Here is a 24,412-nt window from a genome sequence, read left to right as displayed (position 1 = left end):
TCCATACATATACTCCTGAAGTACTTCTGAAATTGCTACAAAAAGATATTAATTGATGAAAGAAAAAGCGAAATCTAAAAAGAAGTCGCGAATACGCTTATTACATCAATACTACAGTTATACGGGTTTTTATTCCTTTGTATGGAATAGTTTAAAAAAAGCCATTTTACCAATTGTATTGTTTGTGGGAGCATTATGGGCTGTAGATCACTATCTTCTTGATATTGAAGATATGTTGGTTACTATAACAGAGACCTATGCTCCGTTTGAGGTACTAAGTATTTTCTTTCTTTCTGAATCACTCCTGGGATTAGTCCCTCCTGAATTATTTATTGCCTGGGCTGGAAAATCGGTAAGTCCAATACTTTTTTTAACCTTACTTGCGACAGCTTCCTATCTGGGAGGAATCGTTTCTTATTGGATAGGTGTTGGAATCACTAAAATTCCGGCAGTTCACAAAGCCATGGAATTAAAAATGGCCAAACACATTAAAAATACCAGAAAATGGGGCGGTTTTTTAATAATTGTGGGAGCTCTGCTACCCATTCCATTTGCTATGACCAGTATTGCAGCAGGAATTATTAGATTTCCCTTTTCCAGCTATTTGATTTTTGGTTTATTAAGGTATGCCAGATTTTACCTGTATGCTTTAGTAATTTTTGAAATGGTTTAACTCTTTCCTAACCAAACTTCTAAACTTTTCATAAGGCTTAAGGTTATGCCTGTATATCGTATTATCTTCATATTAAATTAGGTTTTGCTGAACGAGCAAACTTTATAATTAACCAATAAAATTAGAATTTATGTCGATACTTACGATTGTACTGAACATCCTGTTACCACCCTTAGCGGTTTTTATGAAACACGGATTAGGAGTGACTTTTTTAATTAGTTTATTACTAACTGCCTTAGGTTGGATTCCGGGAGTTATTCACGCATTTCTGGTAAATGGAACGCGTTAATATTAAAATTTGAAATAAAAAAAGACCGGCTTTGTACCGGTCTTTTTTTATTATATCACTATTCTTAATTTTCCTCTTCTTCAGCCTTTTTAACAACTAACTGCCATTTCCAGGCACTTTTTAAAGCTTCATCCAGGGATCTATTTGCTTCCCATTTTAATTCTTTATTTGCTTTAGTAGTATCGGCATATGCAGCCGTGATATCTCCCTCTCTTCGTCCAACGATCTTATAGGGTAGCTTTTCTCCTGAAACCTTTTCAAAGGAATTGATGACCTCTAAAACAGAATTACCCTTACCGGTTCCCAGATTAAAAACCTCATAATTATCTTTCTCATTCGCGTTCATTAATCTTTTTAAAGCGTGAACATGAGCTTCGGCAAGATCCATTACATGAATATAATCTCTAACAGCTGTTCCATCTTTCGTAGGATAATCATCTCCAAAAACTGATAGTTCCTTTCTTTTGCCAATTGCTGTTTGGGTAATAAAAGGAATTAAATTCTGGGGAGTTCCTATAGGTAATTCTCCAATTTCGGCTGTGGGGTGAGCACCTACCGGGTTGAAATATCTTAAAGAAATCGCCTTGAAACTTTTATTCACTTTACAGGTATCCTGGATGATCTCCTCTCCTATCTGTTTTGTATTCCCATAAGGAGATTCTGCTTTTTTAACGGGAGCATTTTCGGTAATAGGAAGATTATCTGCCTGCCCGTATACGGTACATGAAGAACTGAAAATGAATTTTGAATTTTCCTTTTTATTCAATTCATGCAGTAAATAGACCAGTGTAGAAAGGTTATTCTCATAATATAATAAGGGATTGGTTACACTTTCTCCTACCGCTTTTGATGCTGCGAAATGTATTACATCTTCAATATCTGGATATTTATCAAAAAAGTTCTTTACTGCGGCTTTTTCCCGAAGATCGATATTTTCAAATTCAGGAGTCTTCCCCGTGATTTGTGTAATTCCTCCTAAAACATCTATGGAAGAATTAGATAAATTGTCTATAATCACAACTTCAAAACCTTCATTTTGAAGTGCTACCACGGTATGAGACCCTATAAATCCCAATCCTCCCGTGACCAATACTCTTTTAGTACTCATAAATTTATTTTACAGCTGCAAATTAAGAAAATTGACAGATTGCCAACCTCTAATTATATTAAAAACATCATAAAGCTCCTTGGTCTTAATCATGCCATGTCTATTTTATAAATTATCTTTGCTCCAGGTTTAAATTTTGTATATGTCTTTGGAAAGTCAGGTTAAATTTTTTAAATGGATAAGCATCTTGGAAGGAATTTCCTTTTTATTGCTTTTGTTCATCGCTATGCCCTTAAAGTATCTATTTGAAATGCCTGAAATGGTAAAACAGGTGGGGATGGCTCATGGGGTTCTTTTTATTGCTTATGTTCTTGGTGGAATTTTGTTATTTAGACCAATGAATTGGAGTTTAAAGCAATTGGGAATCATCCTGGGGTGCTCTGTGCTGCCCTTCGGCCCATTTTATGTGGAAAAGAAATACTTATAGTTAATGGATATTGAACAAGGACTTATAGACCTGATCTGCTTTTTTGAAGAGTTATTTCTGTACCACGGAATGAATCCCGTGGCCGCACAATATCTTAATTTATTCATCAATCTGGTCATCCTTACCCTGTTAGTTCTTGGAATTAATTATGTGATAAAACACTTCATAATTGAAGGATTTAAACTTTTCACCAATAAGACAAAAACCACGATTGATGATTTTCTGATAAAAAGTAATTTTCCTAAGTATGTAGGACGCTTTATCCCAATATTGCTAGTTTACAAGACTTTTCCCCTAATTTTTGCTGATTTTCCTCAGGTACTAGAAGCTTTTTATTTTGTTTTAAAGATCTATGTGATCATTCTGGTAATTTGGATTTGCCGAAGTGTACTTAGATCTAGCAGAAACTACCTTAAAACTAGAAAAGAATTTAACGATAAACCTATTGAAAGTTTCAGCCAGATCATCATGATCTTTATCTGGATCGTAGGTTTGATGTTCATATTTTCTGAAATCACCGGGAAATCTGTGGTTGGTTTTGCCATTTCTTTAGGTGCGGCTTCTGCGGTAATCCTTTTAATTTTTAAAGACACTATTCTAGGACTCGTCGCATCTATACAAGTTTCGGTAAACGATATTGTTAGAATTGGCGATTGGATATCTTTTGAAAAATTTGGAGCAGATGGTACCGTAACTGAAATTAATCTTGCGACGGTTAGAGTACAAAACTGGGATAACACCTATACTACTATTCCAACGTATAGTTTGATCTCAGACTCTTTCCAGAACTGGAGAGGGATGCAGGAATCCCCGGGAAGACGAATAAAGCGTTCTGTTTTCATTAAGCAGAATTCAGTGAAATTTCTTACTGCAGAAAAGATAAATGAACTGAAAAAAATTAATCTTATTGCTCCTTATTTGGAGAACAGACAGGCTGAAATTGATAAATACAATGAATCCAATAGTATAGACAAAACATTACTTATCAATGGTCGCAATCAGACCAATCTGGGTATTTTTAGAAAATACGCCGACTCATACTTACATGAACACTCCGCGATACATAAAGAAATGTATATTATCGTGAGGCATCTTGCACCTACTCCAAATGGAATTCCTTTGGAAATACTATGTTTTAGTAGAGACAAACGCTGGGAAAATTTTGAGTATATCTCGGCGGATATTTTTGACCATCTAATTGCTGCTATCCCTTATTTTGATCTTAAATTATTTGAAGCTCCATCGGGAGATGATATTCGTAATTTTTTAGGAGAAAAGTCAGAAAGCTAACTAACTAAATGAACATGAAATTAAAACCTTTCCTTCAGGGCTTCGGTATCCTGGCAGTTGTTATTACATTAATTCCACTAATTGCTGCAGACTTCTGGTGGATAAGGATGTTTGATTACCCACACATACAGTTAACTTTATTAACTCTAACGGCTATCGCTACTTATTTTTTAAGATTTGAGATAAGATCATGGCGTGATTATACTTTTATGGCCGTGCTAATTGCCTGTTTCATCTTTCAGTTTGCCAAGATCTACCCATATACTCCTTTTGCCCCATATGATGTTGGAGAACCCACGGAAACAGTTAATAAGAACACGGGATTTATGCTGCTAACTTCCAATGTACTTCAGAAGAATAAAGAAACCGGTTTAATGGTAGAAGAGATTAAGAAATTAAATCCCGATGTTGCCGTATTTACTGAAACTAACGATACGTGGAATGAAGCAATTAAATCTGGCCTTGGAGGTGATTATCCATATAAAGTTGAAGTTCCCTTAGATAATACTTACGGGATGATCCTCTATTCAAAACTGAAGCTACATAATCCCCAAGTGAAATATATTGTGGACGACAGCATACCATCCATTCATTCTGAAATAGAACTACGTTCCGGAGACAGAGTTCAGTTACATGCCATACACCCTACTCCACCAATGCCACAACACAATCCATCTTCTTCAGACAGGGATGCAGAAATGATGAAAATAGCTCTTGAAGCCAGGGATTCTGAAATTCCCGTAATAGTAATTGGTGATTTTAATGATGTTGCCTGGTCACAAACCACCAGTCTATTCCAGAGCGTTGGAGAACTTCTTGATGTTCGAAAAGGAAGAAGTTTTTACAATACTTTTGATGCTACGAGCTTCATTATGAGATGGTCTTTAGATCATATATTTGTTTCTGAAGAATTTAGAGTGAAGAAAATTGATATTGGAAGCGATATAAAATCTGACCATACTCCTTTCTACGCAGAATTGTATCTGCAAAAAGAACTTGCCGAGGAACAAAAACCCGAACCGGCAACTGCAGAGCAAATAAAAGCCGCTAAAAAACAGATCGCAGAAGAGAAGAAAGAAAATTCTGAAAAAGGACAAAATGGCTCCAGTAATCAGTAAAAACTAACATTTTATTAGGATATTCTGTCTTCTGAATCTTTAAATTTAAGGAAAACAGCAGAATGCAAAATCCTATCTCTGAAGAAACTGATAATGTCTCAGAATCTTTTATCCATTTCTATGATAATTTTATTGATCAGCTTCCCGGAATAGGACTGGGATTATTGATCATAATTCTCGGGGTACTTATTGGAATTTGGTTGGGTAAATTCTTTCAGAGAAGAATTTCCGCCAGGACCTCGGATCCTTTGATGAGTCGTTTTCTGGGAAAAGCCATTCGCTTCATAATTATAATTACCGCCATTATGATCGCTCTGCGTGCTATGGGACTTGGTGGTATTGCCACAGGAATTCTAACAGCAGCGGGAGCCAGTGCGGTCGTCTTAGGTTTTGCATTTAAAGATATTGGCGAAAATTTTATTGCCGGGATCATCCTCGCTTTCAATAGACCCTTCGATGTAAATGATACGGTAGAGATAGGAGATAACTTCGGAAAGGTAAAAACTCTGGAATTTAGATATACAAAATTGAAAACCTTTGATGGGAAAGATGTTTATATCCCCAATAGCGATGTACTTACAGAGCCTGTTACCAATTATACTGAAGATGGTTTCTTTCGGTGGAACTTTATTATCGGTATTGCTTATGAAGACAATATTGACGGAGCTAAAAAAACCGTGATGGAAGCCTTAAGAAAACAACCTATGGTTATTGAGGATGAGGAACATCAGAATTTTGTTATAGAGGATGAATTAGCTACGAGTACGGTCAACCTTAAAGTATTCTTCTGGGTTGACACCACAGACTTTAGAATGCAAGCCTTGATCACAAAAGGAAATGTTGTGCGTGTGGTTAAAGAAGCTTTGGAAGATAATGGCTATTATATGCCTGCAGATATTCAGGAAATTAAATTATATGGTGGTGAAAAAGAATTTCCTGTCCGTTTGGCCGCAAACCCTCAAGTTCAATCGGGAAAAAAATAAAGTTACTTCAATCGGTCTTTCACGAACTCAATTTCCGTTTTTCCATGGGGCTTTGGTTTACCAGCTTCATCCAAAGCTACCATAACAATTTTATCTACAGTGATAATAGTTTCTCTGGTCATTTTGTTACGAACTTCACATTTTAAAGTCAAAGAAGCAGAACCAAATTTTTGAACTTCAATTCCTATTTCTATAATATCTCCCTGGTGAGCAGAACTTCTAAAATCTATCTCACTCATGTATTTTGTGACTGTCTTGGGATTCTCCAGCTGAACTATACTATAAAGAGCACATTCTTCATCTATCCATTCCAGTAATCGCCCTCCAAATAAGGTACCATTAGGATTCAGGTCTTCGGGTTTGATCCATTTTCGTGTATGAAATCTCATTTTTATTTCGAATTTAAAGAGAAAAACCGAGTAAATAAAGGCTACGGAATAGATTTCCGTAATCGATAAAATGATAAAAATAATCTGAGAATTTAATAATTATCATGAAAAATTATTATAGAAACTGTTGCGCTACATTTATGATCTCATCATGATCAAAAGCCAGTTTCATTGTATGCAGCTTTTCTATTGGAAACCATCTGGCATCTTTTGCATCGTCTGAAGCCTTTAAATGTTCTTCACAGAAGATCCTGCTTAAAAAGGCAATCGAGATGGTGTGTCCCCTTGGGTCCCTTCCCGGTTCCCCAAATGCCTGCACCTGTTGCATGGATTCCACCTTTACTCCGGTTTCCTCCAATAATTCCCTTTTAGCAGCAGTTTCGAGGTTCTCCCCTTCTTCTACAAAACCTCCCGGCAAAGCCCACTGATCTTTAAAAGGATCATTCTTTCTTTGGACCAGTAAAACTTTGAATTGATCATTTACTTTACAGAAAACAACGCTGTCTACAGTTACAGATATTTTTTGTCCCATTCTATTTTAGTGTTTCCGGAATCTTTATCCCGGTATTAAACTTCTTATTAAACTTTTCAATAAAATATGCCGATAATAATGGAGAGGCTTCTTCTATATTTTGATGTACAAAAAAATAGAGATTATTTAATCCCATTTCATGCCACTCCCCGATTCGTTTTAGCCAGTCATCTAAACGGGTATAATCACTTTTATGATTTGCCCCGTTATAGCGAATAAATGCGGAATCTGTGGTTAATCTCATATGAAGTAGATCCCTCCTCCCGGCAGCATCGGTAATTACATGTGAAATATTGTTATCTATCATTATTTCATTTAGTTCATCAGCAACTCCTGCATCTTCGTACCATTCAGCATGACGAAATTCGGCAGATAAAGGCACTTCTTTTGGCCAGTGTTTAAAGAATTTTTCCACACGATCCATATTCTTCGGCCCAAAATCATCACGAAGCTGAAGAAAGACCATGCCCATTTTTTCCTTTAAGGGCAATATATTTTTCACGAAGTCATCAGTTATTACTTCAGTATCATTAAGTCTTTTAATGTGACTGATGATTCGAGGAACTTTGGGGAAAAATTTAAAATCATCCTCGGCTTTTGCTTCCCATTTTGCAAATTGTTCTTCTGGAAACATTCTATAAAAAGAAGCATTCAGCTCAATTGAATTAAACTGAGTTGAATAATATTCCAGCTCATCTTTTGTTCCTCTTGGGTAAAAATTCTTTAGATCTGCCCGGTTCCATTTTGCGCAACCTATTCTTACATCCTTGAATTCTGAAGCTTTATGAGAATTTAATACCTGCTTAGTTTGCTCATGTGTTGGCGGAAGGGTGAAATCAATAATCCCGGGATCTTCTACTTTTCCAAATTTCATTAATTATCATTTAAAATATACGGTCTTTCTATTTACAAATTCCCGGATTCCATCTTCAGATAATTCCCTCCCATAGCCGGAGATCTTAGTTCCACCAAAAGGAAGCCTTGGATCACTCTTCACCAGTTCGTTCACAAATACAGCCCCGTCTTCAAATTCCGGAACAATTTTTTCAGCAAAATCAATATCTTCAGTAAATATGGAGACTCCTAATCCAAAATCTGATAGATTCACCAGATCAATAGCTTCCTGATCTTTTTTAAAGGTGGTAACTCCAATGGCTGGTCCAAAAGTTTCTTCTTTGAACATACTCATTTCAGGTGTTACACCCGTTAAAACTGTTGGTTCTAAATAAGCACGATCCCTTTTTCCACCAAGCATAATTTTAGCTCCGGCTTTTACAGAATCCTGGATTTGCTTTTCAAGATCTTCCGCCAGGTCTTCCCTGGCCATAGTTCCAATAAAAGTATCTTTATCTAAAGGATCACCACTTTTTAATTCTCGCACCTGTTTTACAAATTCTTCCATAAACTTATCCATTATATTTTCGTGTATAATGAGTCTTTTACCAGCAATACAACTTTGCCCGGTATTTTGAAACCTGGCCTGCACACAGGTTTTTACACTTTCAGAAATATCTGCGTCTTTAAAAACCACCAGAGCATTGCTTCCTCCTAATTCCAGTACAGATTTCTTAATTTCTTCACTGGCAGTAGAAGCAACCGCAGCACCGGCAGGCTTACTACCGGTTAAGGTTACAGCCTTGACCCTTGGGTCCCTTATGATATCTTCTATTTTACTACTCCCTAAAACAAGATTTTGAAAACAGCCATCAGGGAAACCGGCTCTTTCAAAAACTTTCTGAATATTATTGGCAGATCGCATTACACTACTCGCATGCTTTAAAATTCCAATATTTCCGGCCATCAATGCCGGAGCGGCAAACCTAAAGACCTGCCAGAATGGATAATTCCAGGGCATTACAGCCAAAACAACTCCAATAGGTTCATAGCTTACATAACTTTTAGCTGCATCTGTCTTTATGTTTTTAGAAGCAAGGTGTTTTTCTGCATTTTCCGCATAATATTCACAAACCCAGGCACATTTCTCAATTTCGGCAATGGACTGAGTAATAGGTTTCCCCATTTCTCTACTAATATCTTCCGCATATTCCTGCTTATTCTTTTTCAATTCAGCGGCAGCTTTCATCATTAGATCAGCTCTTTCCTTAAAAGAGGTCTTTCTCCATTTTTTAAATCTGGAATTTGCTTTTTCCAGTGCTTCTTCTATTTCAGGTTTCGTAAGTTCTTTAAACTTTTCAATCACTTCCCCGGTATAAGGATTTTTTGATTCTATCATTCTTTGGTAATCTTTAGCTTTTCTTTTCAATATAATAAGATGAAGAGAAGTTCGCCGGGCGATTAAGACATATTTAACTCCTATTGTTTATAAACGGTTTACAAGTCTGAGAACGGCACTGTAATTGCGCCTATTTAATTAATTATATTTAAGAAACATTACTTGCCATGAGTCCGAGAGATATTAACCTAAAGGATCTAAGGCCTGAGATCCCATCAGCAAGAATTACCGATAACATGAGTTCTGATGAAAGGTTTCAAAACGAAACCCTTCGTCCTGTGGCCAAATTACAGGATGAATTATTGTTGGCTGTTTTCAGGAATTATATTACCAAACACAAGAACAAGTTTTACGAGCTTAAGCTTGAAAAAAGGTTTGAGTATATTGAAAATGCCATCCAACGGGACATCAAATTCAGGAATAGTCTGAAAGGCGTCATTATTGGTCAGTTCACTTTAGAGGAATATGATAACTATATCAAGAATTCATCTTCCCTGAACAAGCGAATGATGAATATTGTAAAGGAAAGGATCCAGAGCAATATTCAGCTTCTAGAAAACAATATGGCGTACTAGAAATCCTATCAGGATCGTGATCGTAAAACTCATAAGCGTACCTATGAGCACGTATTCGGTCTGCTTTCTTGCGCCGGTTTCAGATTTATCACTGAACCGGAGAATTGATTTTGCTGCAATTAGAAAACCAATCGCTGAGAAATTGGTGGTAAGTATAAAAGTGAGTACCAAAACCCTTTCAAAGATTCCGATATACCTTCCGGCAGCATCCAGACTATTTTTGCGGAGGTCATCTTCCACTTCATTCTGCCACCTTTTAGTTGCTTTTCCTATTAAAAATCCTGCGGGAAAGATGATTAGTAAATAACCTATAAGTACGCCCAGAACTGCTTCAGAAGAAAATATTGAGGATATAAATGGGATTATATTTTCAAAATTTGAAGTTAGAAATAACCAGGCGATCACGATAATAAGAAGATGCAGCACCTGGTCTGAAATAAACATTTTAAGATCATCTTTTTTAAACTGTAATTTCCAGAGATCTATAAAAAAATGTGTGATACTTATAAAAACCGCTATATACCACCACTCCAGCTTTCCAAGAAATAACAAACTAAGAAAACCGGAAATAAAAGCATGTATATAAAGATAGATTGACTTTGTTTTATGCTCTCTTTTGTGTACGACCCATTTAGTAGGCTGAACCACAAAATCTGTAACTATATGGGCTAATAATAATTGTAAAAGTATAAGCATACTATTCTCCATTAGAAAAATGTTCCTTTATTACCGATTCATAACGGGTTAATAATTTATCAATTGCATCCCAGCCGGCAGCTTTTTTTCTCTGATTTACTGCAGACTGACTAATTCCCAGTTCCGAAGCTATTTCTGTTTCCTTATAGGCTTTTAAAAGATAATAAATAACTTCTGCGGAAGCCGTACTCCACTTATCGGCAATTGCATCAAAAAGAATTAAAGAAGTATCAAATTCAGCATTAATATTTTCTGAAGGTGTTTTTAACTGAAGCTTTCGGTTTTCCTTTTTCATATCGTCCAGGGTTCTTCCAGAGAATTGAAATGCCTGTCCGTTAGACTCCAATATAGAATCCCTTTTAAAGTCATAACTACCAATCCCAATGGCAAGTCTAAGATCTGCTTCCTTCTTAAATGCTTTATTAATTCCGTTTTCATGCAAATGAAGCCGGTTTATGGCAGTTTTTAACTGTAAAGCTGCCTTTAAAGCTTTTGAAGGATCGTATACGATTCCCTGAAAGCTGTCTCCCCTGAAAATTTTAAATCCTGAATCTTCCTTGGAAAGATTTTCCAATGCTTTAAACTCCCGGTTTAAGCTACTAATCACCTTTTCCATTAATTGTTTGGGATAACTGGAAGAAGATAAAAGATCTGCTGAAAGTACTGCTATCATATCTCAAATATACAAAAATAAGCTTAAAACCTTATTTTTTATAAATATAAGTTTAAAAGCTTATAAATACTCATTATAAGCCTGAGAGCTAATGAATAAATCACATATTAAATATTTCCTAAATCTTCGGTAAGCAGTAAAAGCTTGATTAATTTTAAATTTCAATCGGAAATATTAAAAAAATGGTAGCGAATAAAGAGGAATTATATTATAAATGTCTGGATACGGTAAATAAGCAGATAGATAAGTATCAGAATGAAATGGACCAGATCAAGGAATCCATGGAAAATAATGATGCTCATACAGATTATGATGAGGATGATAGTAAGGGGCAATTATTAGGAGACTTTGAGAAGTATGCTGAATATCTTGACAATTCAAGAAAAATGAAAGAGAAGCTCGCCAGGATAGATAGAAAGCATTACACAGAACAAATCGATTTTGGAAGTGTGGTAGAAACTTCTGAAAATTATTATTTTATATCTGCAGCATTGGGTAAAATTACTTTGGACGAAGGAAGTACCGTCTATGCAATTTCAACTGATGCTCCAATATACCAGGAAATGAAAGGTAAAAAAGCCGGAGAGAGCTTTGCTTTCAACGACAAGGAACACAAGATCCTTGAAGTACACTAGAATTACTCAGGATATTCAATACGCAGATGGTAGATATTCTTAAGCTTACGCTTAAGAATTTTCTTTACCATCTGTATTTCTTTAAAGGTAATATTAGAATTTAGAAATTGACCCTCTTCCATTTGTTTATCGATTATTTTCTCTACAAAATTATCTATAAGCACCGAGGTTGGTTCTTTAAGACTTTTACTGGCCGCCTCTACACTATCACACATCATTAAAATTGCCGTTTCCTTGCTAAAAGGAATAGGTCCCGGATATCTGAAGTCTTCAGAAGACGTATTTTCATTCGCCTCCTTCTCTTTCATATAGAAATAATAAACGGTACTGGTACCATGATGCGTTCTAATAAAATCTATCACCCTATCTGGCAGATTGTTCTTTTTAGCGATCTCGATCCCTTTAATAACATGTTCAATAATAATTTGAGCACTTTCCCTTGGAGATAGTTCATCATGAGAATTAACAGAAGTAGTCTGATTCTCGGTAAAATAAGTTGAATTATACATTTTACCAATATCATGATACAGGGCTCCTACCCTGGCCAGCATGGCATTCGCATTAATTTCATTTGCCGCAGCTTCGGCCAGGTTTGCTACATTTAAACTATGATGAAAAGTTCCCGGGGCTTTTTCAGCTAATTCTTTCAAAAGCTTTGAATTGGTATCAGACAGCTCCAGTAATGACATATCGCTTACCATTCCGAAGATCTTTTCATAAACATAGATCAAAGGCTGAACGAACAAAGTCGCCAAACCACCCAGTAAAAAAGTAAGAAATACTTCAGGTTTCATATCATCGATATTACCTTCCTGGATTACGGTAAAAGCAAAATATGCAATAATGTATACCAAAGTGATCTGCCCTACTGAAATGAATAAATTTGCTCTTTTATACAGTTCACTTACCGTAAGAATGGTCACGATCCCGGCAATGATCTGCAGAAACATATATTCATAACTATTTGGTACAATAAATCCTAAAAGGAGTACTGTGATAACGTGCGTAAAAAGTCCTAAACGGGCATCAAAAAATGCTTTTAGGGTTAGCGGGAGAATACATAATGGCACTACATAGACATAATCTATATTAAAGTTTACTGCCAGAGTGGTGAGCATCACCATAAAAATGATATTGAAAAATATGAAGGTTACTTTCACATTATTCTCAAAGATGCTCATTCGGTACTTTCTCATGAACAGCAATAGCATCAATAAAGCTAGAGCTACTAAAGTGCTATACCCGACTATGATCCAGTTGTAATTGGTCTTACTCCACACCTGGGATTCATATTCGGCCTTTAGAGATCGTAAAATATGGTATTTATTACCTTCAACTACTTCGCCTTTAGCAATTATCCTGCTCCCTTGCTCAATTACCCCACGTGTATATGAAATATTGTTCAGTTTGCTCTCTAATTCCTTCTGGGTAAGTTGATTATTGAAGGTTACGTTTGGTTCCACAGAATTGAAAAAGACTTCAAGTAACTCCGTTTTAAAAGAAGTAAAACCGGCGTTTGAGATTTCATCACTCAAAAATCCCCTGATCTCATTTTGTTTTAATATTCTTCTATAAGCAACTTCAGAAGCTTCATTTCCTTTCAATAAATAAACGAACTGATCTGGATCTAAACGTTCACTTTCCTGTAATAAACCGAACTCATAAATATCATCAATGGTTTTTTCCACAAAATCATCAATGATAGTTTCATATACATTCAGGGTAGTATCAGCAAAAACATTCTTAACCTCATTCAGGGCATCCTCCTTTATATTTTCAGGTTTTTCAGTATCAAAATTATAATATGGAATATGCGATTTGGTAATATCCTGCTTTTCAGCAGCTACTTCCTCGTCTGTCTTCAGAATAGCAAAATCGAAGGGAGCGTAGAGATTCTCATATTGCCAGGGCTTACCCTTGGGGATATCGTATTTAAATTTACCGCCCTTTGGAAGCAGGTAAACGATCAATACTGAGGTAAGCACAAACAGGAAAACTTTATAAAAAAGCGCCTGATTTTTATATAGCTTATTAATGAAATCGCTCATAGACATTCAGGTAATGCTCAAATGTAGTAAAAATAGGCCTGAATAAGCTTAGGTTATTTAATTCCTTATAAAATCACTAACTTCGCAACACTTGAATTAATTAAACTTAAAACATGAATAAAGAAGTAGTAATAGTAAGCGCTGCGAGAACTCCCATAGGAAGTTTTCTTGGTAGTTTATCAAGCATTCCAGCCACGAAATTAGGATCTATTGCCATAAAAGGAGCACTAGAAAAGATCAATCTTAAACCAGAATTGGTAGAAGAAGTTTTGATGGGTAATGTTGTTCAGGCTGGTGTTGGTCAGGCTCCCGCAAGACAGGCTTCTCTAGGTGCAGGAATTCCAGACACAGTTCCATGTACCACTATAAATAAAGTATGTGCCAGCGGTATGAAAGCCGTAATGCAGGGAGCACAATCAATAATGTTAGGAGACACTTCTATTGTTGTTGCCGGAGGAATGGAAAATATGAGTCTTATTCCGCATTATATACATATGAGAAATGGAAAGAAATTTGGCCCGGCTAGCCTTGAAGACGGAATGCAGAAAGACGGACTGGTAGATGCATATGACCATAATGCTATGGGAGTTTGTGCAGACCTTTGCGCGTCTGAGCATGATTTCTCCAGGGAAGATCAGGATAAATTTGCAGTTCAATCATATGAAAGATCAGCAAAAGCCTGGAAAGAAGGAAAATTTGATAATGAAGTTGTACCGGTAGAAGTACCTCAGAGAAAGGGAGATCCTGTAATAGTAAAAGAGGATGAAGAGTTTAAGAATGTGAGAATGGATAAGATTTCTTCTCTTAGACCTGCATTTTCTAAAGAAGGAACGGTAACTGCGGCAAATGCATCTACTATAAATGATGGTGCCGGAGCTGTAGTTCTAATGAGTAAGGAGAAAGCTGATGAATTAGGTTTAAAACCTCTGGCTACTATAAAAAGTTTTGCAGATGCTGCTACAGAACCTAAATGGTTCACTACTGCGCCTTCTAAAGCTTTACCAAAAGCAATCGCAAAAGCCGGAATTGAATTGAATGATGTAGATTTCTTTGAATTTAATGAAGCATTTTCAGTAGTTGGTCTTGCCAATATGAAAATTTTAGGCCTGAATGATTCCAATACAAATGTCAATGGCGGAGCCGTTTCTTTAGGTCATCCCCTTGGATGTAGTGGGGTTAGAATTCTAATTACCCTTTTAAATGTACTGGATCAAAACAATGCTAAGATAGGGGCAGCTGCTATTTGTAATGGCGGTGGTGGAGCTTCTGCAATGATAATTGAACGCAATTCCTAATATTGAACAATAAGTAATTAATGCAATACGGGATTTGCCATTTAAGTATTGTACCGCTTAGGGCGGCTGCATCTCACGAAAGTGAAATGACCTCTCAGTTATTATATGGAGAACATTTTAAAGTTTTGGAAGAACGTGCTCAATGGAGCAGAATCCGAAACGCTTTTGATGATTTTGAAGCCTGGATAGATAAAAAGCAGTATAAAAAAATAGAAGAATCTGAATATTATTCTCTGGATGAGGATGATATTCAGCTATCTTCAGATCTTATTGAATATATTACCGATGAAAATGGTCTGTTAATGCCAGTTGCTTTGGGATCTGTATTGAATTTCACAGAAAGATTTGGCCATAGGTTTGAAGGTGAAAGAGCAAAAACTTCCATTTCAACAAAAGAAAACCTTATAAATACCGCTGCGCTTTACTTAAATTCTCCTCACATTCTTGGGGGTAGAAGTCCATTCGGAATAGACTGCAGTGGTTTTACTCAAACAGTTTATAAATTGAATGGGTATAAGATACATAGAAATGCAGCCGAACAATCTAAACAAGGAGAGGCTTTAAGTTTTATTGAAGAAAGCGAACCAGGTGATCTTGCTTTTTTTGATGATCAGGAGGGGGTAATAAATCACGTGGGGTTAATGATGAAGGATAATTACATTATCCATGTAGATGGAAAGGTGAGAATAGATCGTATAGACCACTCCGGGATATTTAATGCTGAATTAAAGAAGCACACCCATAAACTTAGGGTTATTAAGAAGATAATTTAGTAATTGATTTTAAATAAAAAAACCACCGAAATTCGGTGGTTTTTTTTACTATTATAGTGAAAGTTTTATAGCTTAGACTTTAGTTCCTCAGCCTTTTCTTGCTCACCTAGATTAGTGTATAGATTCATAGCCGTTTTAACTATATCTTTATTATCTGGATCTACTTCCATAGCTTTTTCAAGGTAAGGTAGTACCTCCTTATATAATTCTTTTCTTTCTGCGTCGAGTTCATCATAACGAGCATTATCTTTCTTGCTCATTCCCAGATTATTCATCTCATCAATAAGCGCTCTCTCTTTAGCAAGTTTAGCTGCAATAAGATTAACACGAGCTTCATTGAATTCTGAATCGACTTCTAGTGCCTTTTCATAATATTCTACGGCTTTCTTAGTATCATCTATTTCAGCATACATAATACCAATATTATTAAATGTTTCTGGATCTGAAGGATCTTTAGAAGCTACTTCTTCCAGAATTTCTCTGGCCTTATCCTTTTCACCCATTTGATAATACATATTAGCTTCAGCTTGTAGAAGTCCCAAATCATCAGGATTGGTAGCTTTAGCCTTATCCATTGCAGCGATAGCCTTTTCGTAATTTTTCTGGCTAATGTAGATTCTGGCAATTAAAGCAGCTATTTCTCCTTTTTTAGAAGGAATTTTTTCAACCTGAGGTTCTTTATATTGATTCGTCTTAATCATAAGATCCATCTGTTGTTGTGAACCTAAATTCTCTCTTTCTCCAGTTTCAATATTAACTGCGGTATAAGCTTTTCCTGAACCGTCATAATCAAGTTTGTTCAGCATTTCAAGATACTCTGTCGCTTTATCGTAGTCTTGTGCCTGAACAAGGTTATTGGCAGCATAATACAAATAAATAGTATCTTTTTTACTTAGCTCGTAACTGGTGTACAGTTTATCTGCAGCTGATGCAAAATCTTCCTTATTTTGATCTGAAATTGCACTTTGGATAAGATTATTTTTTAAAGCTGCTAGCCCTTCTGCTGCTTCATCATTTCCCATTTCTACAGCTTTCTGAAATGCCATAGCTGCAGTCTTCATATCTTCAGCTGTTGGATTTCCTCCAGCATAAGCTTTACCTTTATATAAATAAAAGTTTTCCTGCCACTTATCATTAAGTTCGCCAAGATTTGGTTCAGCAATTTTTAGCTGAGCTTTAGCCTCTGTATAATTACCATCATCAAGGGCATCTTCAGCGTTTTTTACTTCATCTTTTTGGGCAACTGCAGTCATGGTTAGAAATGACACTGCTGCCGCTGTCAAAATATTAGTTTTCATTGTTGTTTTGGTTTTTATTTATTCTTCACTATCATCTACAATAGTTGTGCCATTCGCCGAATCCTCACTACCTACAGGCTTTTCAGCATCTTCCATACTTTCAACATCATCCTCGTCATGCAAGACTTTCGCAACCGCAGCAATAGCATCATTGCCTTTAAGGTTAATTAATCTAACTCCCTGCGTAGCACGGCCCATTACGCGTAAATCTTCTACAGCCATACGTATAACAATGCCAGATTTGTTGATGATCATAAGATCATCTGCATCTGAAACATTCTTAATTGCGACAAGTTGTCCTGTTTTTTCAGTTACAGAGATCGTTTTAACCCCTTTACCTCCACGGTTAGTAATACGATAATCTTCCAGACTGGATCTTTTACCATAGCCATTTTCAGAAACGACAAGAATATCAGAATCAAAATCATTTACCGCAATCATTCCTACTACTTCATCTTTGTCATCTGCCAAAGTGATTCCTCTTACTCCGGAGGCATTTCTACCCATTGGTCTGGTTTTAGACTCTTCAAACCTAATGGCTTTTCCGCTTCTAAGACCAAGCATTACCTGGCTATTTCCTGTAGTCAATTTTGCTTCTAATAATTCATCTCCTTCTTTAATGGTAATGGCATTAATCCCATTAGTTCGCGGACGAGAATATTTTTCCAATCTGGTCTTCTTAACCTGACCTTTTTTAGTAGCCATAATCACAAAGTGATCATTTACATACTCTTCATCTTTAAGATCCTGGGTACATATAAATGCATTCACTTTATCTTCAGGCTCGATATTGATAAGATTCTGAATAGCCCTTCCTTTTGAAGCCTTGCTTCCTTCAGGAATTTCATAAACCCTCATCCAGTAACATTTACCATTCTGGGTAAAGAATAGCATGTACTGGTGATTAGTTCCAACAAAAAGATATTCCAGAAAATCTTCATTCCTGGTATTTGAACCTTTCTGTCCTACTCCACCTCTATTTTGTGTTTTATATTCCGTTAAGGAAGTTCTTTTAATATAACCTGCATGAGATATGGTAATAACAACTTTTTCATCAGGGATCATATCCTCGATACTAAGATCTCCTCCCGCATATTCTATCTGAGAACGTCTTTCGTCACCATACTTTTCTTTAACTTCAAAAAGCTCCTCTTTGATCACTTCCATTCTACGCTCCTTACGGGCAAGAATATCTTCCAGATCTTCAATAGTCTTTAAAATATCATCATATTCAGCTCGCAACTTATCCTGTTCCAGTCCGGTAAGTTGTCTCAACCTCATTTCAACGATTGCCTTCGCCTGGATTTCTGAAAGCTCAAAACGCTCTATTAATTTATTTCTGGCCTCATCAGCGTTAGAAGAAGATCTAATTAAGGCAATTACTTCATCAATATTATCTGAAGCGATAATTAAACCCTCAAGAATATGAGCACGCTCTTTAGCCTTACGTAATTCAAATTCTGTTCTACGAACTACAACATCGTGTCTGTGCTCAACAAAATGATGAATAATATCCTTTAGGTTAAGCATTTCTGGTCTTCCTTTTACCAGTGCAATATTATTTACACTAAAAGAAGACTGAAGCGCTGTATGCTTAAAGAGTGTATTTAAAACAATATTAGGAATAGCATCTCTTTTGATTTGATAAACGATCCGCATTCCATTACGGTCAGATTCATCTCTAATAAGACTAATGCCTTCTATTTTACGGTCATTAACAAGATCGGCTGTTTTCTTGATCATATCAGCCTTATTTACCTGATATGGAATTTCAGTCACCACGAGATATTCTCTTCCGCCAATTTCTTCCATATGAGATTTCGCTCTCATCACGACTCGTCCCCTACCGGTTTTAAAGGCTTCTTTTACACCATCATAACCATAGATGATACCGCCTGTAGGAAAATCAGGCGCTTTGATATGCTGAATAAGCTCATCTATCTCTATATCGTGGTTATCTATATAAGCAATAGTTCCGTCGATGACTTCAGAAAGATTATGAGGAGGCATATTGGTAGCCATTCCTACTGCAATACCGCTCGCCCCATTTACTAAAAGATTGGGAACTCTGGTAGGCATTACCACAGGCTCACTTAAAGAGTCATCAAAATTTAATTGGGTATCTACAGTTTCTTTATCAATATCAGCAAGCATATCCTCACTGATCTTACGCATACGTGCTTCAGTATAACGCATTGCTGCAGGACTATCCCCATCTACAGAACCAAAGTTACCCTGGCCATCAACCAGCATGTATCTCATGCTCCAGTGCTGTGCCATCCTAACCATAGTGTCATAAACAGATGAATCCCCGTGAGGGTGATACTTACCTAATACCTCACCTACAATTCTTGCTGATTTTTTATAGGCTCTGTTTGAAAGAACTCCAAGCTCGTACATACCGTACAATACTCTTCTGTGTACTGGTTTTAATCCATCACGCACATCTGGTAAGGCACGTGACACAATGACCGACATCGAATAATCAATGTAGGCCGATTTCATTTCATCTTCAATGTTGATAGGAATAAGCTTTTCTCCTTCAGCCATATTTTAAAATTTAATTTATCTCAAAAAATCTAAGGGGCAATTTACATATTTTATCAATTTTAATGGGCATTGAACCCTAAGATAGCCTTCTTTTTATTAACAAATTTTTATTGTGATTTAGTTAATAAGTTCAGTATTTTACCCTTTGATAATTGAAAGTAATTTTGTCAATTAGCTACTAACTCCCTATTAGGTACAGTTTTTGACCAAATTCGAGTGAAATAAATTTTGAGAAAGGAAGATAAAATGGATGATAATTTTTCACCAAGAGTAAAAGATGTTATTGCTTACAGTAAAGAGGAAGCCTTAAGACTTGGCCACGATTTTATCGGGACTGAACATCTTATGCTTGGTTTACTGAGAGATGGTGATGGGAAAGCTATAGAAATACTATCGGCACTGGATATAGATCTTAATCATTTAAGACGCAAGGTTGAAATTCTAAGCCCGGCAAATCCCAACACCGTTACAATAAATAACGAGAAAAAGAACCTGCATTTAACGAGACAGGCTGAGCGTGCTTTGAAAACAACTTTTCTGGAAGCCAAACTTTTCCAGAGTTCTTCTATAAACACCGCTCACCTATTGTTGTGCATTTTAAGAAACGAGAACGATCCCACAACTAAACTGCTGAATAAATTGAAAATAGATTACGACGGTGTAAAAGATCAGTTTAAATACATGATCGCAAGCGACGAAGACGATTTCACAGATAGCCCGTCTGCAGAATCATTTTCAGATGACGATGGTGATGAAGCAACCAGGGAAAATCCATTCAGTGGCGGTGGAACGACAGGTAAACCTTCTAAAAAATCCAAAACTCCGGTGCTGGATAACTTTGGAAGAGACCTTACTTCTTTAGCCGAAGCTGATAAATTAGACCCTGTAGTTGGACGAGAAAAAGAAATTGAAAGAGTTTCCCAGATATTAAGCAGAAGAAAAAAGAACAATCCGCTACTCATTGGAGAACCGGGTGTTGGTAAATCTGCTATTGCTGAAGGACTGGCTTTACGAATTGTAAAGCGTAAGGTTTCCAGGATTCTTTTTGATAAAAGAGTGGTAACCCTAGATCTTGCCAGCCTTGTTGCCGGAACCAAGTATCGCGGACAGTTTGAAGAGCGCATGAAGGCCGTAATGAATGAGCTGGAAAAGAATGATGACATCATCCTTTTTATAGATGAAATTCATACGATCGTAGGTGCCGGTGGCGCTACAGGTAGTCTTGATGCCAGTAATATGTTCAAACCTGCCCTGGCCAGAGGTGAAATTCAATGTATTGGAGCCACTACTCTTGATGAGTACAGACAGTATATTGAAAAAGATGGAGCCCTGGAAAGAAGATTTCAGAAAGTAATTGTTGAGCCTACCACGGTTGAAGAAACAATTGAAATTCTTAATAATATAAAAGATAAGTACGAAGAACATCACAATGTAGTTTACACAGATGAAGCAATTCAGGCCTGTGTACATCTTACTAATAGATATATGACGGACAGATTTCTTCCAGACAAAGCAATAGACGCTTTGGATGAAGCAGGATCCAGAGTTCATATCATAAATATTGATGTTCCAAAACAGATCCTGGAATTAGAAAGAAAACTGGAAGAAGTACGGGAAAGCAAAAATTCTGTTGTTAAGAAACAGAAGTATGAAGAAGCTGCCAAGTTAAGGGATGATGAGAAAAATCTAGAAAAAGAACTTAGCATAGCCCAGGAAAAATGGGAAGAGGAATCAAAGAAACACAAAGAAACGGTTTCAGAAGATAGTGTGGCCGATGTGGTTTCTATGATGACAGGAATTCCTGTTAACAGAATTGCCCAGACAGAAAGCAATAAACTGGTGGAACTCCCTAAGAAAATTAAAGGAAAAGTCATTGGTCAGGATGAGGCGGTTGGAAAGGTCGTTAAAGCCATTCAACGAAACCGTGCCGGCTTAAAAGACCCTAATAAACCAATTGGTTCATTTATCTTCCTTGGTCAGACAGGAGTTGGTAAAACTCAGTTGGCAAAAGTTCTGGCACGTGAATTATTTGATAATGACGATGCGCTTATTCGTATAGACATGAGTGAATACATGGAAAAATTCGCAGTATCTCGTTTAATTGGTGCTCCTCCGGGATATGTTGGCTACGAAGAAGGCGGACAGCTTACTGAAAAAGTAAGAAGAAAACCTTACGCGGTGGTGCTTCTTGACGAGGTAGAAAAAGCTCACCCAGACGTATTCAATATGTTACTTCAGGTGCTGGATGATGGCTATTTAACAGATAGTCTTGGTAGAAAAATCGACTTTAGGAATACTATTATTATTATGACCTCAAATATCGGGGCCAGAAAATTGAAAGATTTTGGACAGGGAGTTGGATTTGGTACAGCTTCTCAAAAATCTCAGGTAGATGACAATGCGAGAAGTGTTATTGAAAATGCCTTGAAAAAAGCTTTCGCTCCGGAATTCCTGAACCGTATAGACGATGTTGTGATCTTCAATAGTCTTGAAAGAGAAGATATTCATAAAATCATTGATATCGAGCTTGGAAAACTATTTGATAGAATTCACGGCCTTGGATATGATCTTAAATTGACAGACAAAGCCAAAGATTTTATTGCTGAAAAAGGCTTCGATAAACAATATGGGGCTCGTCCTTTAAATCGGGCAATTCAGAAATATATCGAGGATGCCCTGGCCGAAGAGATTATCACTTCAAACTTAAAAGAAGGGGACAAAATTCAAATGGACCTGGATGAAGAGAAAAATGAACTGACAATAGATATTCAAAAATCAATAAAAGAAACTGAATCTTAAGTGGTTAACCCACAAGTCTCTAAAAAAGCCGCTTTTAACGAAGCGGCTTTTTTTAAATTATTCTTTTATCAATTGTTTAAATATTCTAAATTAGCGCAAAACAGCCCTACAAATAATGCTACCACAAGAGATTCAACTAAGCTTCGGAAATGTATATATCCACGAAAATATTTTAATCGCAAAACTTAATGAAGGCGTCCTTTTTGACGTGGAGTCAAATAAAAAACTTCTAGAAATCGGTGCCGAGATCTTTAAGGAAAAAAACTACGGCTATATTTCTCACCGGGTAAATTCTTATGCAGTAGATCCGATGGTCTATATGGAATCTGCCAATGTGAATAATTTAAAAGCTATTGCGGTGGTAAGTGAAAATGAAATGACCCGTAAAAATGCTGAAGGAGTTGAGAAAAAGTTCTATAAAGACAATAATTGCTTTGAAGTGTTTCAAACTTTAGAAGAAGCCGTCACCTGGATTAAAACCATAATTTAATCCAGAAAGTCTTCCACTTCAAACCGATCTACAAAATCCTTAGCTTTTTTAATGTAGGGAGCCATGGTTCTATCTTCGGTAAGAACCGGAACATCTTTTCTAAAAAGCTGTATCACCTTAGCTAATTTTTCTGAAGTTTTCGCAGGCTCTCTGAAATGGATCGCCTGAGATGCGTTAAACAGTTCTATAGCTAATACCGAATTAAGATTTTCAACAACTTTAAGCAATTTGGTGGCACTATTTGCTCCCATACTAACATGATCTTCCTGCCCGTTAGAGGAAACAATAGAATCTACTGAAGCAGGAGCTGATAATTGCTTATTTTGACTTACGATACTGGCCGCTGTATATTGCGGAATCATAAATCCGCTATTTAAACCAGGATTTTCCACCAGAAAATTAGGCAGACCTCTTAATCCTGATACTAATTGATAAGTTCTTCTTTCAGAAATATTAGCAAGCTCAGAAAGTGCAATCGCAAGATAATCCAATCCTAAAGCTAAGGGTTGCCCATGAAAATTCCCTCCGGAAATGATCTTATCTGCTTCAATAAAAATATTTGGATTATCGGTAACAGAATTAATTTCAGTCTTCATCGTTTTTCTAACGAAAGACAAAGTATCTTTTGTAGCTCCGTGCACTTGCGGGATACACCTGAAGGAATAAGGATCCTGGACATTCTCTTTTTCAGAGGAAGCAATTTCACTACCCTCTAAAAATTGCCTGATCCTTTCGGCAGTTTTCACCTGACCCCGATGTGGCCTTACCAGGTGTACAAGTTCATCAAATGGGGAAAGATTACAGTCGAATGCATCTACCGAGATAGACCCAATAAGATCTGCCATATATGAAAGTTTATAAGCCTTTAATAATGCATGCACCCCATGAGCACTCATAAACTGGGTTCCGTTAAGCAAGGCCAAACCTTCCTTACTTTGCAACTTAACCGGGTTCCAACTCATCTTTTCTAAAAGCTCTGCTCCAGAAATTATAGTATCTTCAACATATACTTCCCCATCTCCAATTAAGGGCAATGCCAAATGAGCCAGTGGAGCAAGATCTCCCGAGGCTCCCAAAGATCCCTGTTCATAAATTACAGGTAAAAAATCATTATTATAAAGGTCTATTAATCTTTCAACTGTCGCCAGTGCTATTCCTGAATTTCCATAACTAAGCGACTGGATCTTCAGAAGTAACATTAGCCTTATTACAGGCTTAGAAACTTTATCTCCGGTACCACAGGCATGTGACCTTACCAGGTTTTCCTGTAATTCGGTAAGCTTTTCTGAAGTGATCTTTACATTACAAAGTGCTCCAAAACCAGTGTTTATACCATAGACAGGAACATCGCTTGCTTTTATTTTATTGTTTAGATAGGATCTCGACTTTTCTATATTCAACCTTGATTCATCACTCAAAGCCAGTTTTGTTTGATTTTTTAGAATATTATGGATTACTTCAAGATCCAAAACGGCTGAACTTATATAATGATGACTTTGCATTAGTTGCGATTAGGTTTATAGTGAGCAAAAATCCTA

Annotated in this window: 23 protein-coding genes; 12 read left to right on the top strand and 11 right to left on the bottom strand. The window is 36.6% G+C overall.

The window, feature by feature from the left end; all coding sequences use genetic code 11:
* The first annotated feature begins 55 nt into the window (after positions 1–55).
* Both LGQ90_RS02325 and LGQ90_RS02320 read left to right on the top strand, forming a co-directional pair.
* Positions 56–673 carry a YqaA family protein gene (locus LGQ90_RS02325; RefSeq protein WP_229337716.1) on the top strand — a complete coding sequence of 206 codons (618 nt, stop codon included), beginning with the start codon at positions 56–58 and terminating at the stop codon, positions 671–673.
* Positions 674–803: 130 nt separating this feature from the next.
* A complete protein-coding gene (locus tag LGQ90_RS02320; protein WP_011709407.1) occupies positions 804–962 on the top strand; it encodes a YqaE/Pmp3 family membrane protein in 159 nt (52 codons plus the stop codon).
* Between the two features lie 64 nt (positions 963–1,026).
* Here the strand turns inward: LGQ90_RS02320 and galE are convergent, their stop codons facing one another.
* The gene (gene galE / locus LGQ90_RS02315; RefSeq protein ID WP_229337714.1) at positions 1,027–2,070 is read right to left on the bottom strand and encodes a UDP-glucose 4-epimerase GalE; all 1,044 of its coding nucleotides are present in this window, start codon (positions 2,068–2,070) and stop codon (positions 1,027–1,029) included.
* Between the two features lie 142 nt (positions 2,071–2,212).
* On the opposite strand from galE, the gene LGQ90_RS02310 reads away from it, so the two are divergent.
* The 4 genes from LGQ90_RS02310 (at position 2,213) to LGQ90_RS02295 (ending at position 5,888) form a co-directional block, all read left to right on the top strand.
* A complete protein-coding gene (locus LGQ90_RS02310) occupies positions 2,213–2,497 on the top strand; it encodes a DUF3817 domain-containing protein (RefSeq protein ID WP_229337712.1) in 285 nt (94 codons plus the stop codon).
* A gap of 3 nt (positions 2,498–2,500) precedes the next feature.
* Positions 2,501–3,787, top strand: coding sequence for a mechanosensitive ion channel family protein (locus tag LGQ90_RS02305; protein ID WP_229337710.1), 1,287 nt, complete (start codon positions 2,501–2,503; stop codon positions 3,785–3,787).
* A 14-nt stretch (positions 3,788–3,801) separates the two neighbouring features.
* Positions 3,802–4,905: an endonuclease/exonuclease/phosphatase family protein gene (locus LGQ90_RS02300; protein ID WP_229337708.1), complete on the top strand. Its 1,104-nt coding sequence runs from the start codon at positions 3,802–3,804 to the stop codon at positions 4,903–4,905.
* Positions 4,906–4,967: 62 nt separating this feature from the next.
* The gene (locus tag LGQ90_RS02295) at positions 4,968–5,888 is read left to right on the top strand and encodes a mechanosensitive ion channel family protein (protein ID WP_229337706.1); all 921 of its coding nucleotides are present in this window, start codon (positions 4,968–4,970) and stop codon (positions 5,886–5,888) included.
* Between the two features lie 2 nt (positions 5,889–5,890).
* On the opposite strand, the gene LGQ90_RS02290 is transcribed toward LGQ90_RS02295, so the two are convergent.
* The 4 genes from LGQ90_RS02290 to LGQ90_RS02275 all read right to left on the bottom strand — a co-directional run bounded on the left by LGQ90_RS02290 (position 5,891) and on the right by LGQ90_RS02275 (position 9,042).
* Complete coding sequence (locus LGQ90_RS02290) at positions 5,891–6,277, bottom strand: acyl-CoA thioesterase (protein ID WP_229337704.1); 387 nt, start codon at positions 6,275–6,277, stop codon at positions 5,891–5,893.
* A 115-nt stretch (positions 6,278–6,392) separates the two neighbouring features.
* Entirely contained in the window at positions 6,393–6,809 is a 417-nt protein-coding gene (locus LGQ90_RS02285) for an NUDIX domain-containing protein (protein WP_229337702.1), read from the bottom strand.
* Position 6,810: 1 nt separating this feature from the next.
* The gene (locus LGQ90_RS02280) at positions 6,811–7,683 is read right to left on the bottom strand and encodes a DUF72 domain-containing protein (RefSeq protein ID WP_229337700.1); all 873 of its coding nucleotides are present in this window, start codon (positions 7,681–7,683) and stop codon (positions 6,811–6,813) included.
* 6 nt (positions 7,684–7,689) lie between these two features.
* Positions 7,690–9,042 carry an NAD-dependent succinate-semialdehyde dehydrogenase gene (locus tag LGQ90_RS02275; RefSeq protein ID WP_229337698.1) on the bottom strand — a complete coding sequence of 451 codons (1,353 nt, stop codon included), beginning with the start codon at positions 9,040–9,042 and terminating at the stop codon, positions 7,690–7,692.
* 167 nt (positions 9,043–9,209) lie between these two features.
* Here LGQ90_RS02275 and LGQ90_RS02270 point away from each other — a divergent pair, with 167 nt between their 5' ends.
* Positions 9,210–9,617, top strand: coding sequence for a glyoxalase (locus LGQ90_RS02270; protein WP_229337696.1), 408 nt, complete (start codon positions 9,210–9,212; stop codon positions 9,615–9,617).
* Here LGQ90_RS02270 and LGQ90_RS02265 read toward each other — a convergent pair.
* Positions 9,594–10,325, bottom strand: coding sequence for a DUF3307 domain-containing protein (locus LGQ90_RS02265; protein WP_229337694.1), 732 nt, complete (start codon positions 10,323–10,325; stop codon positions 9,594–9,596). The two genes, LGQ90_RS02270 and LGQ90_RS02265, sit on opposite strands and share 24 nt — an antisense overlap.
* Positions 10,315–10,986: a SatD family protein gene (locus tag LGQ90_RS02260; RefSeq protein WP_229337692.1), complete on the bottom strand. Its 672-nt coding sequence runs from the start codon at positions 10,984–10,986 to the stop codon at positions 10,315–10,317. Before LGQ90_RS02260 ends, LGQ90_RS02265 begins: the two co-directional genes overlap by 11 nt.
* A gap of 182 nt (positions 10,987–11,168) precedes the next feature.
* Here LGQ90_RS02260 and LGQ90_RS02255 point away from each other — a divergent pair, with 182 nt between their 5' ends.
* Positions 11,169–11,621 carry a transcription elongation factor gene (locus LGQ90_RS02255; RefSeq protein ID WP_229337690.1) on the top strand — a complete coding sequence of 151 codons (453 nt, stop codon included), beginning with the start codon at positions 11,169–11,171 and terminating at the stop codon, positions 11,619–11,621.
* 2 nt (positions 11,622–11,623) lie between these two features.
* On the opposite strand, the gene LGQ90_RS02250 is transcribed toward LGQ90_RS02255, so the two are convergent.
* Positions 11,624–13,669, bottom strand: coding sequence for an HD family phosphohydrolase (locus tag LGQ90_RS02250; protein WP_229337688.1), 2,046 nt, complete (start codon positions 13,667–13,669; stop codon positions 11,624–11,626).
* Between the two features lie 113 nt (positions 13,670–13,782).
* Here LGQ90_RS02250 and LGQ90_RS02245 point away from each other — a divergent pair, with 113 nt between their 5' ends.
* Together LGQ90_RS02245 and LGQ90_RS02240 are read left to right on the top strand one after the other, a co-directional pair.
* Positions 13,783–14,964 carry an acetyl-CoA C-acyltransferase gene (locus tag LGQ90_RS02245; RefSeq protein WP_229337687.1) on the top strand — a complete coding sequence of 394 codons (1,182 nt, stop codon included), beginning with the start codon at positions 13,783–13,785 and terminating at the stop codon, positions 14,962–14,964.
* A 20-nt stretch (positions 14,965–14,984) separates the two neighbouring features.
* Complete coding sequence (locus LGQ90_RS02240; protein ID WP_229337685.1) at positions 14,985–15,737, top strand: C40 family peptidase; 753 nt, start codon at positions 14,985–14,987, stop codon at positions 15,735–15,737.
* Positions 15,738–15,802: 65 nt separating this feature from the next.
* On the opposite strand, the gene LGQ90_RS02235 is transcribed toward LGQ90_RS02240, so the two are convergent.
* Both LGQ90_RS02235 and gyrA read right to left on the bottom strand, forming a co-directional pair.
* On the bottom strand, positions 15,803–17,035 hold the full coding sequence (locus LGQ90_RS02235; protein WP_229337683.1) for a tetratricopeptide repeat protein: 1,233 nt from the start codon (positions 17,033–17,035) through the stop codon (positions 15,803–15,805).
* 18 nt (positions 17,036–17,053) lie between these two features.
* Positions 17,054–19,585 carry a DNA gyrase subunit A gene (gyrA, locus tag LGQ90_RS02230; protein WP_229337681.1) on the bottom strand — a complete coding sequence of 844 codons (2,532 nt, stop codon included), beginning with the start codon at positions 19,583–19,585 and terminating at the stop codon, positions 17,054–17,056.
* 246 nt (positions 19,586–19,831) lie between these two features.
* On the opposite strand from gyrA, the gene LGQ90_RS02225 reads away from it, so the two are divergent.
* Both LGQ90_RS02225 and LGQ90_RS02220 read left to right on the top strand, forming a co-directional pair.
* Positions 19,832–22,384, top strand: a complete 2,553-nt coding sequence (locus LGQ90_RS02225; protein ID WP_229338530.1) for an ATP-dependent Clp protease ATP-binding subunit — start codon at positions 19,832–19,834, stop codon at positions 22,382–22,384.
* Between the two features lie 115 nt (positions 22,385–22,499).
* The gene (locus LGQ90_RS02220) at positions 22,500–22,874 is read left to right on the top strand and encodes a DUF7793 family protein (RefSeq protein WP_229337679.1); all 375 of its coding nucleotides are present in this window, start codon (positions 22,500–22,502) and stop codon (positions 22,872–22,874) included.
* Here the strand turns inward: LGQ90_RS02220 and hutH are convergent.
* Complete coding sequence (hutH, locus tag LGQ90_RS02215) at positions 22,871–24,376, bottom strand: histidine ammonia-lyase (RefSeq protein ID WP_229337677.1); 1,506 nt, start codon at positions 24,374–24,376, stop codon at positions 22,871–22,873. The two genes, LGQ90_RS02220 and hutH, sit on opposite strands and share 4 nt — an antisense overlap.
* Positions 24,377–24,412: the final 36 nt, after the last annotated feature.

Origin of the sequence: Christiangramia sediminis (genome assembly GCF_020552705.1) — a bacterium.
Taxonomy (GTDB): Bacteria; Bacteroidota; Bacteroidia; order Flavobacteriales; family Flavobacteriaceae; genus Christiangramia; species Christiangramia sediminis.
This window is presented reverse-complemented; position numbering and strand designations above follow the sequence as displayed.

What these genes read in the sequence shown, in the direction of transcription:
- LGQ90_RS02275 (WP_229337698.1), bottom strand. Translation starts at nt 9,042, where the DNA reads ATGATAGAATCAAAAAATCCTTATACCGGGGAAGTGATTGAAAAGTTT.
- LGQ90_RS02265 (WP_229337694.1), bottom strand. Translation starts at nt 10,325, where the DNA reads ATGGAGAATAGTATGCTTATACTTTTACAATTATTATTAGCCCATATA.
- LGQ90_RS02285 (WP_229337702.1), bottom strand. Translation starts at nt 6,809, where the DNA reads ATGGGACAAAAAATATCTGTAACTGTAGACAGCGTTGTTTTCTGTAAA.
- LGQ90_RS02295 (WP_229337706.1), top strand. Translation starts at nt 4,968, where the DNA reads ATGCAAAATCCTATCTCTGAAGAAACTGATAATGTCTCAGAATCTTTT.
- LGQ90_RS02240 (WP_229337685.1), top strand. Translation starts at nt 14,985, where the DNA reads ATGCAATACGGGATTTGCCATTTAAGTATTGTACCGCTTAGGGCGGCT.
- LGQ90_RS02290 (WP_229337704.1), bottom strand. Translation starts at nt 6,277, where the DNA reads ATGAGATTTCATACACGAAAATGGATCAAACCCGAAGACCTGAATCCT.
- LGQ90_RS02260 (WP_229337692.1), bottom strand. Translation starts at nt 10,986, where the DNA reads ATGATAGCAGTACTTTCAGCAGATCTTTTATCTTCTTCCAGTTATCCC.
- LGQ90_RS02270 (WP_229337696.1), top strand. Translation starts at nt 9,210, where the DNA reads ATGAGTCCGAGAGATATTAACCTAAAGGATCTAAGGCCTGAGATCCCA.
- LGQ90_RS02255 (WP_229337690.1), top strand. Translation starts at nt 11,169, where the DNA reads ATGGTAGCGAATAAAGAGGAATTATATTATAAATGTCTGGATACGGTA.
- LGQ90_RS02235 (WP_229337683.1), bottom strand. Translation starts at nt 17,035, where the DNA reads ATGAAAACTAATATTTTGACAGCGGCAGCAGTGTCATTTCTAACCATG.
- LGQ90_RS02320 (WP_011709407.1), top strand. Translation starts at nt 804, where the DNA reads ATGTCGATACTTACGATTGTACTGAACATCCTGTTACCACCCTTAGCG.
- LGQ90_RS02300 (WP_229337708.1), top strand. Translation starts at nt 3,802, where the DNA reads ATGAAATTAAAACCTTTCCTTCAGGGCTTCGGTATCCTGGCAGTTGTT.
- LGQ90_RS02305 (WP_229337710.1), top strand. Translation starts at nt 2,501, where the DNA reads ATGGATATTGAACAAGGACTTATAGACCTGATCTGCTTTTTTGAAGAG.
- LGQ90_RS02245 (WP_229337687.1), top strand. Translation starts at nt 13,783, where the DNA reads ATGAATAAAGAAGTAGTAATAGTAAGCGCTGCGAGAACTCCCATAGGA.
- LGQ90_RS02310 (WP_229337712.1), top strand. Translation starts at nt 2,213, where the DNA reads ATGTCTTTGGAAAGTCAGGTTAAATTTTTTAAATGGATAAGCATCTTG.
- LGQ90_RS02225 (WP_229338530.1), top strand. Translation starts at nt 19,832, where the DNA reads ATGGATGATAATTTTTCACCAAGAGTAAAAGATGTTATTGCTTACAGT.
- galE (WP_229337714.1), bottom strand. Translation starts at nt 2,070, where the DNA reads ATGAGTACTAAAAGAGTATTGGTCACGGGAGGATTGGGATTTATAGGG.
- LGQ90_RS02325 (WP_229337716.1), top strand. Translation starts at nt 56, where the DNA reads ATGAAAGAAAAAGCGAAATCTAAAAAGAAGTCGCGAATACGCTTATTA.
- gyrA (WP_229337681.1), bottom strand. Translation starts at nt 19,585, where the DNA reads ATGGCTGAAGGAGAAAAGCTTATTCCTATCAACATTGAAGATGAAATG.
- LGQ90_RS02220 (WP_229337679.1), top strand. Translation starts at nt 22,500, where the DNA reads ATGCTACCACAAGAGATTCAACTAAGCTTCGGAAATGTATATATCCAC.
- hutH (WP_229337677.1), bottom strand. Translation starts at nt 24,376, where the DNA reads ATGCAAAGTCATCATTATATAAGTTCAGCCGTTTTGGATCTTGAAGTA.
- LGQ90_RS02250 (WP_229337688.1), bottom strand. Translation starts at nt 13,669, where the DNA reads ATGAGCGATTTCATTAATAAGCTATATAAAAATCAGGCGCTTTTTTAT.
- LGQ90_RS02280 (WP_229337700.1), bottom strand. Translation starts at nt 7,683, where the DNA reads ATGAAATTTGGAAAAGTAGAAGATCCCGGGATTATTGATTTCACCCTT.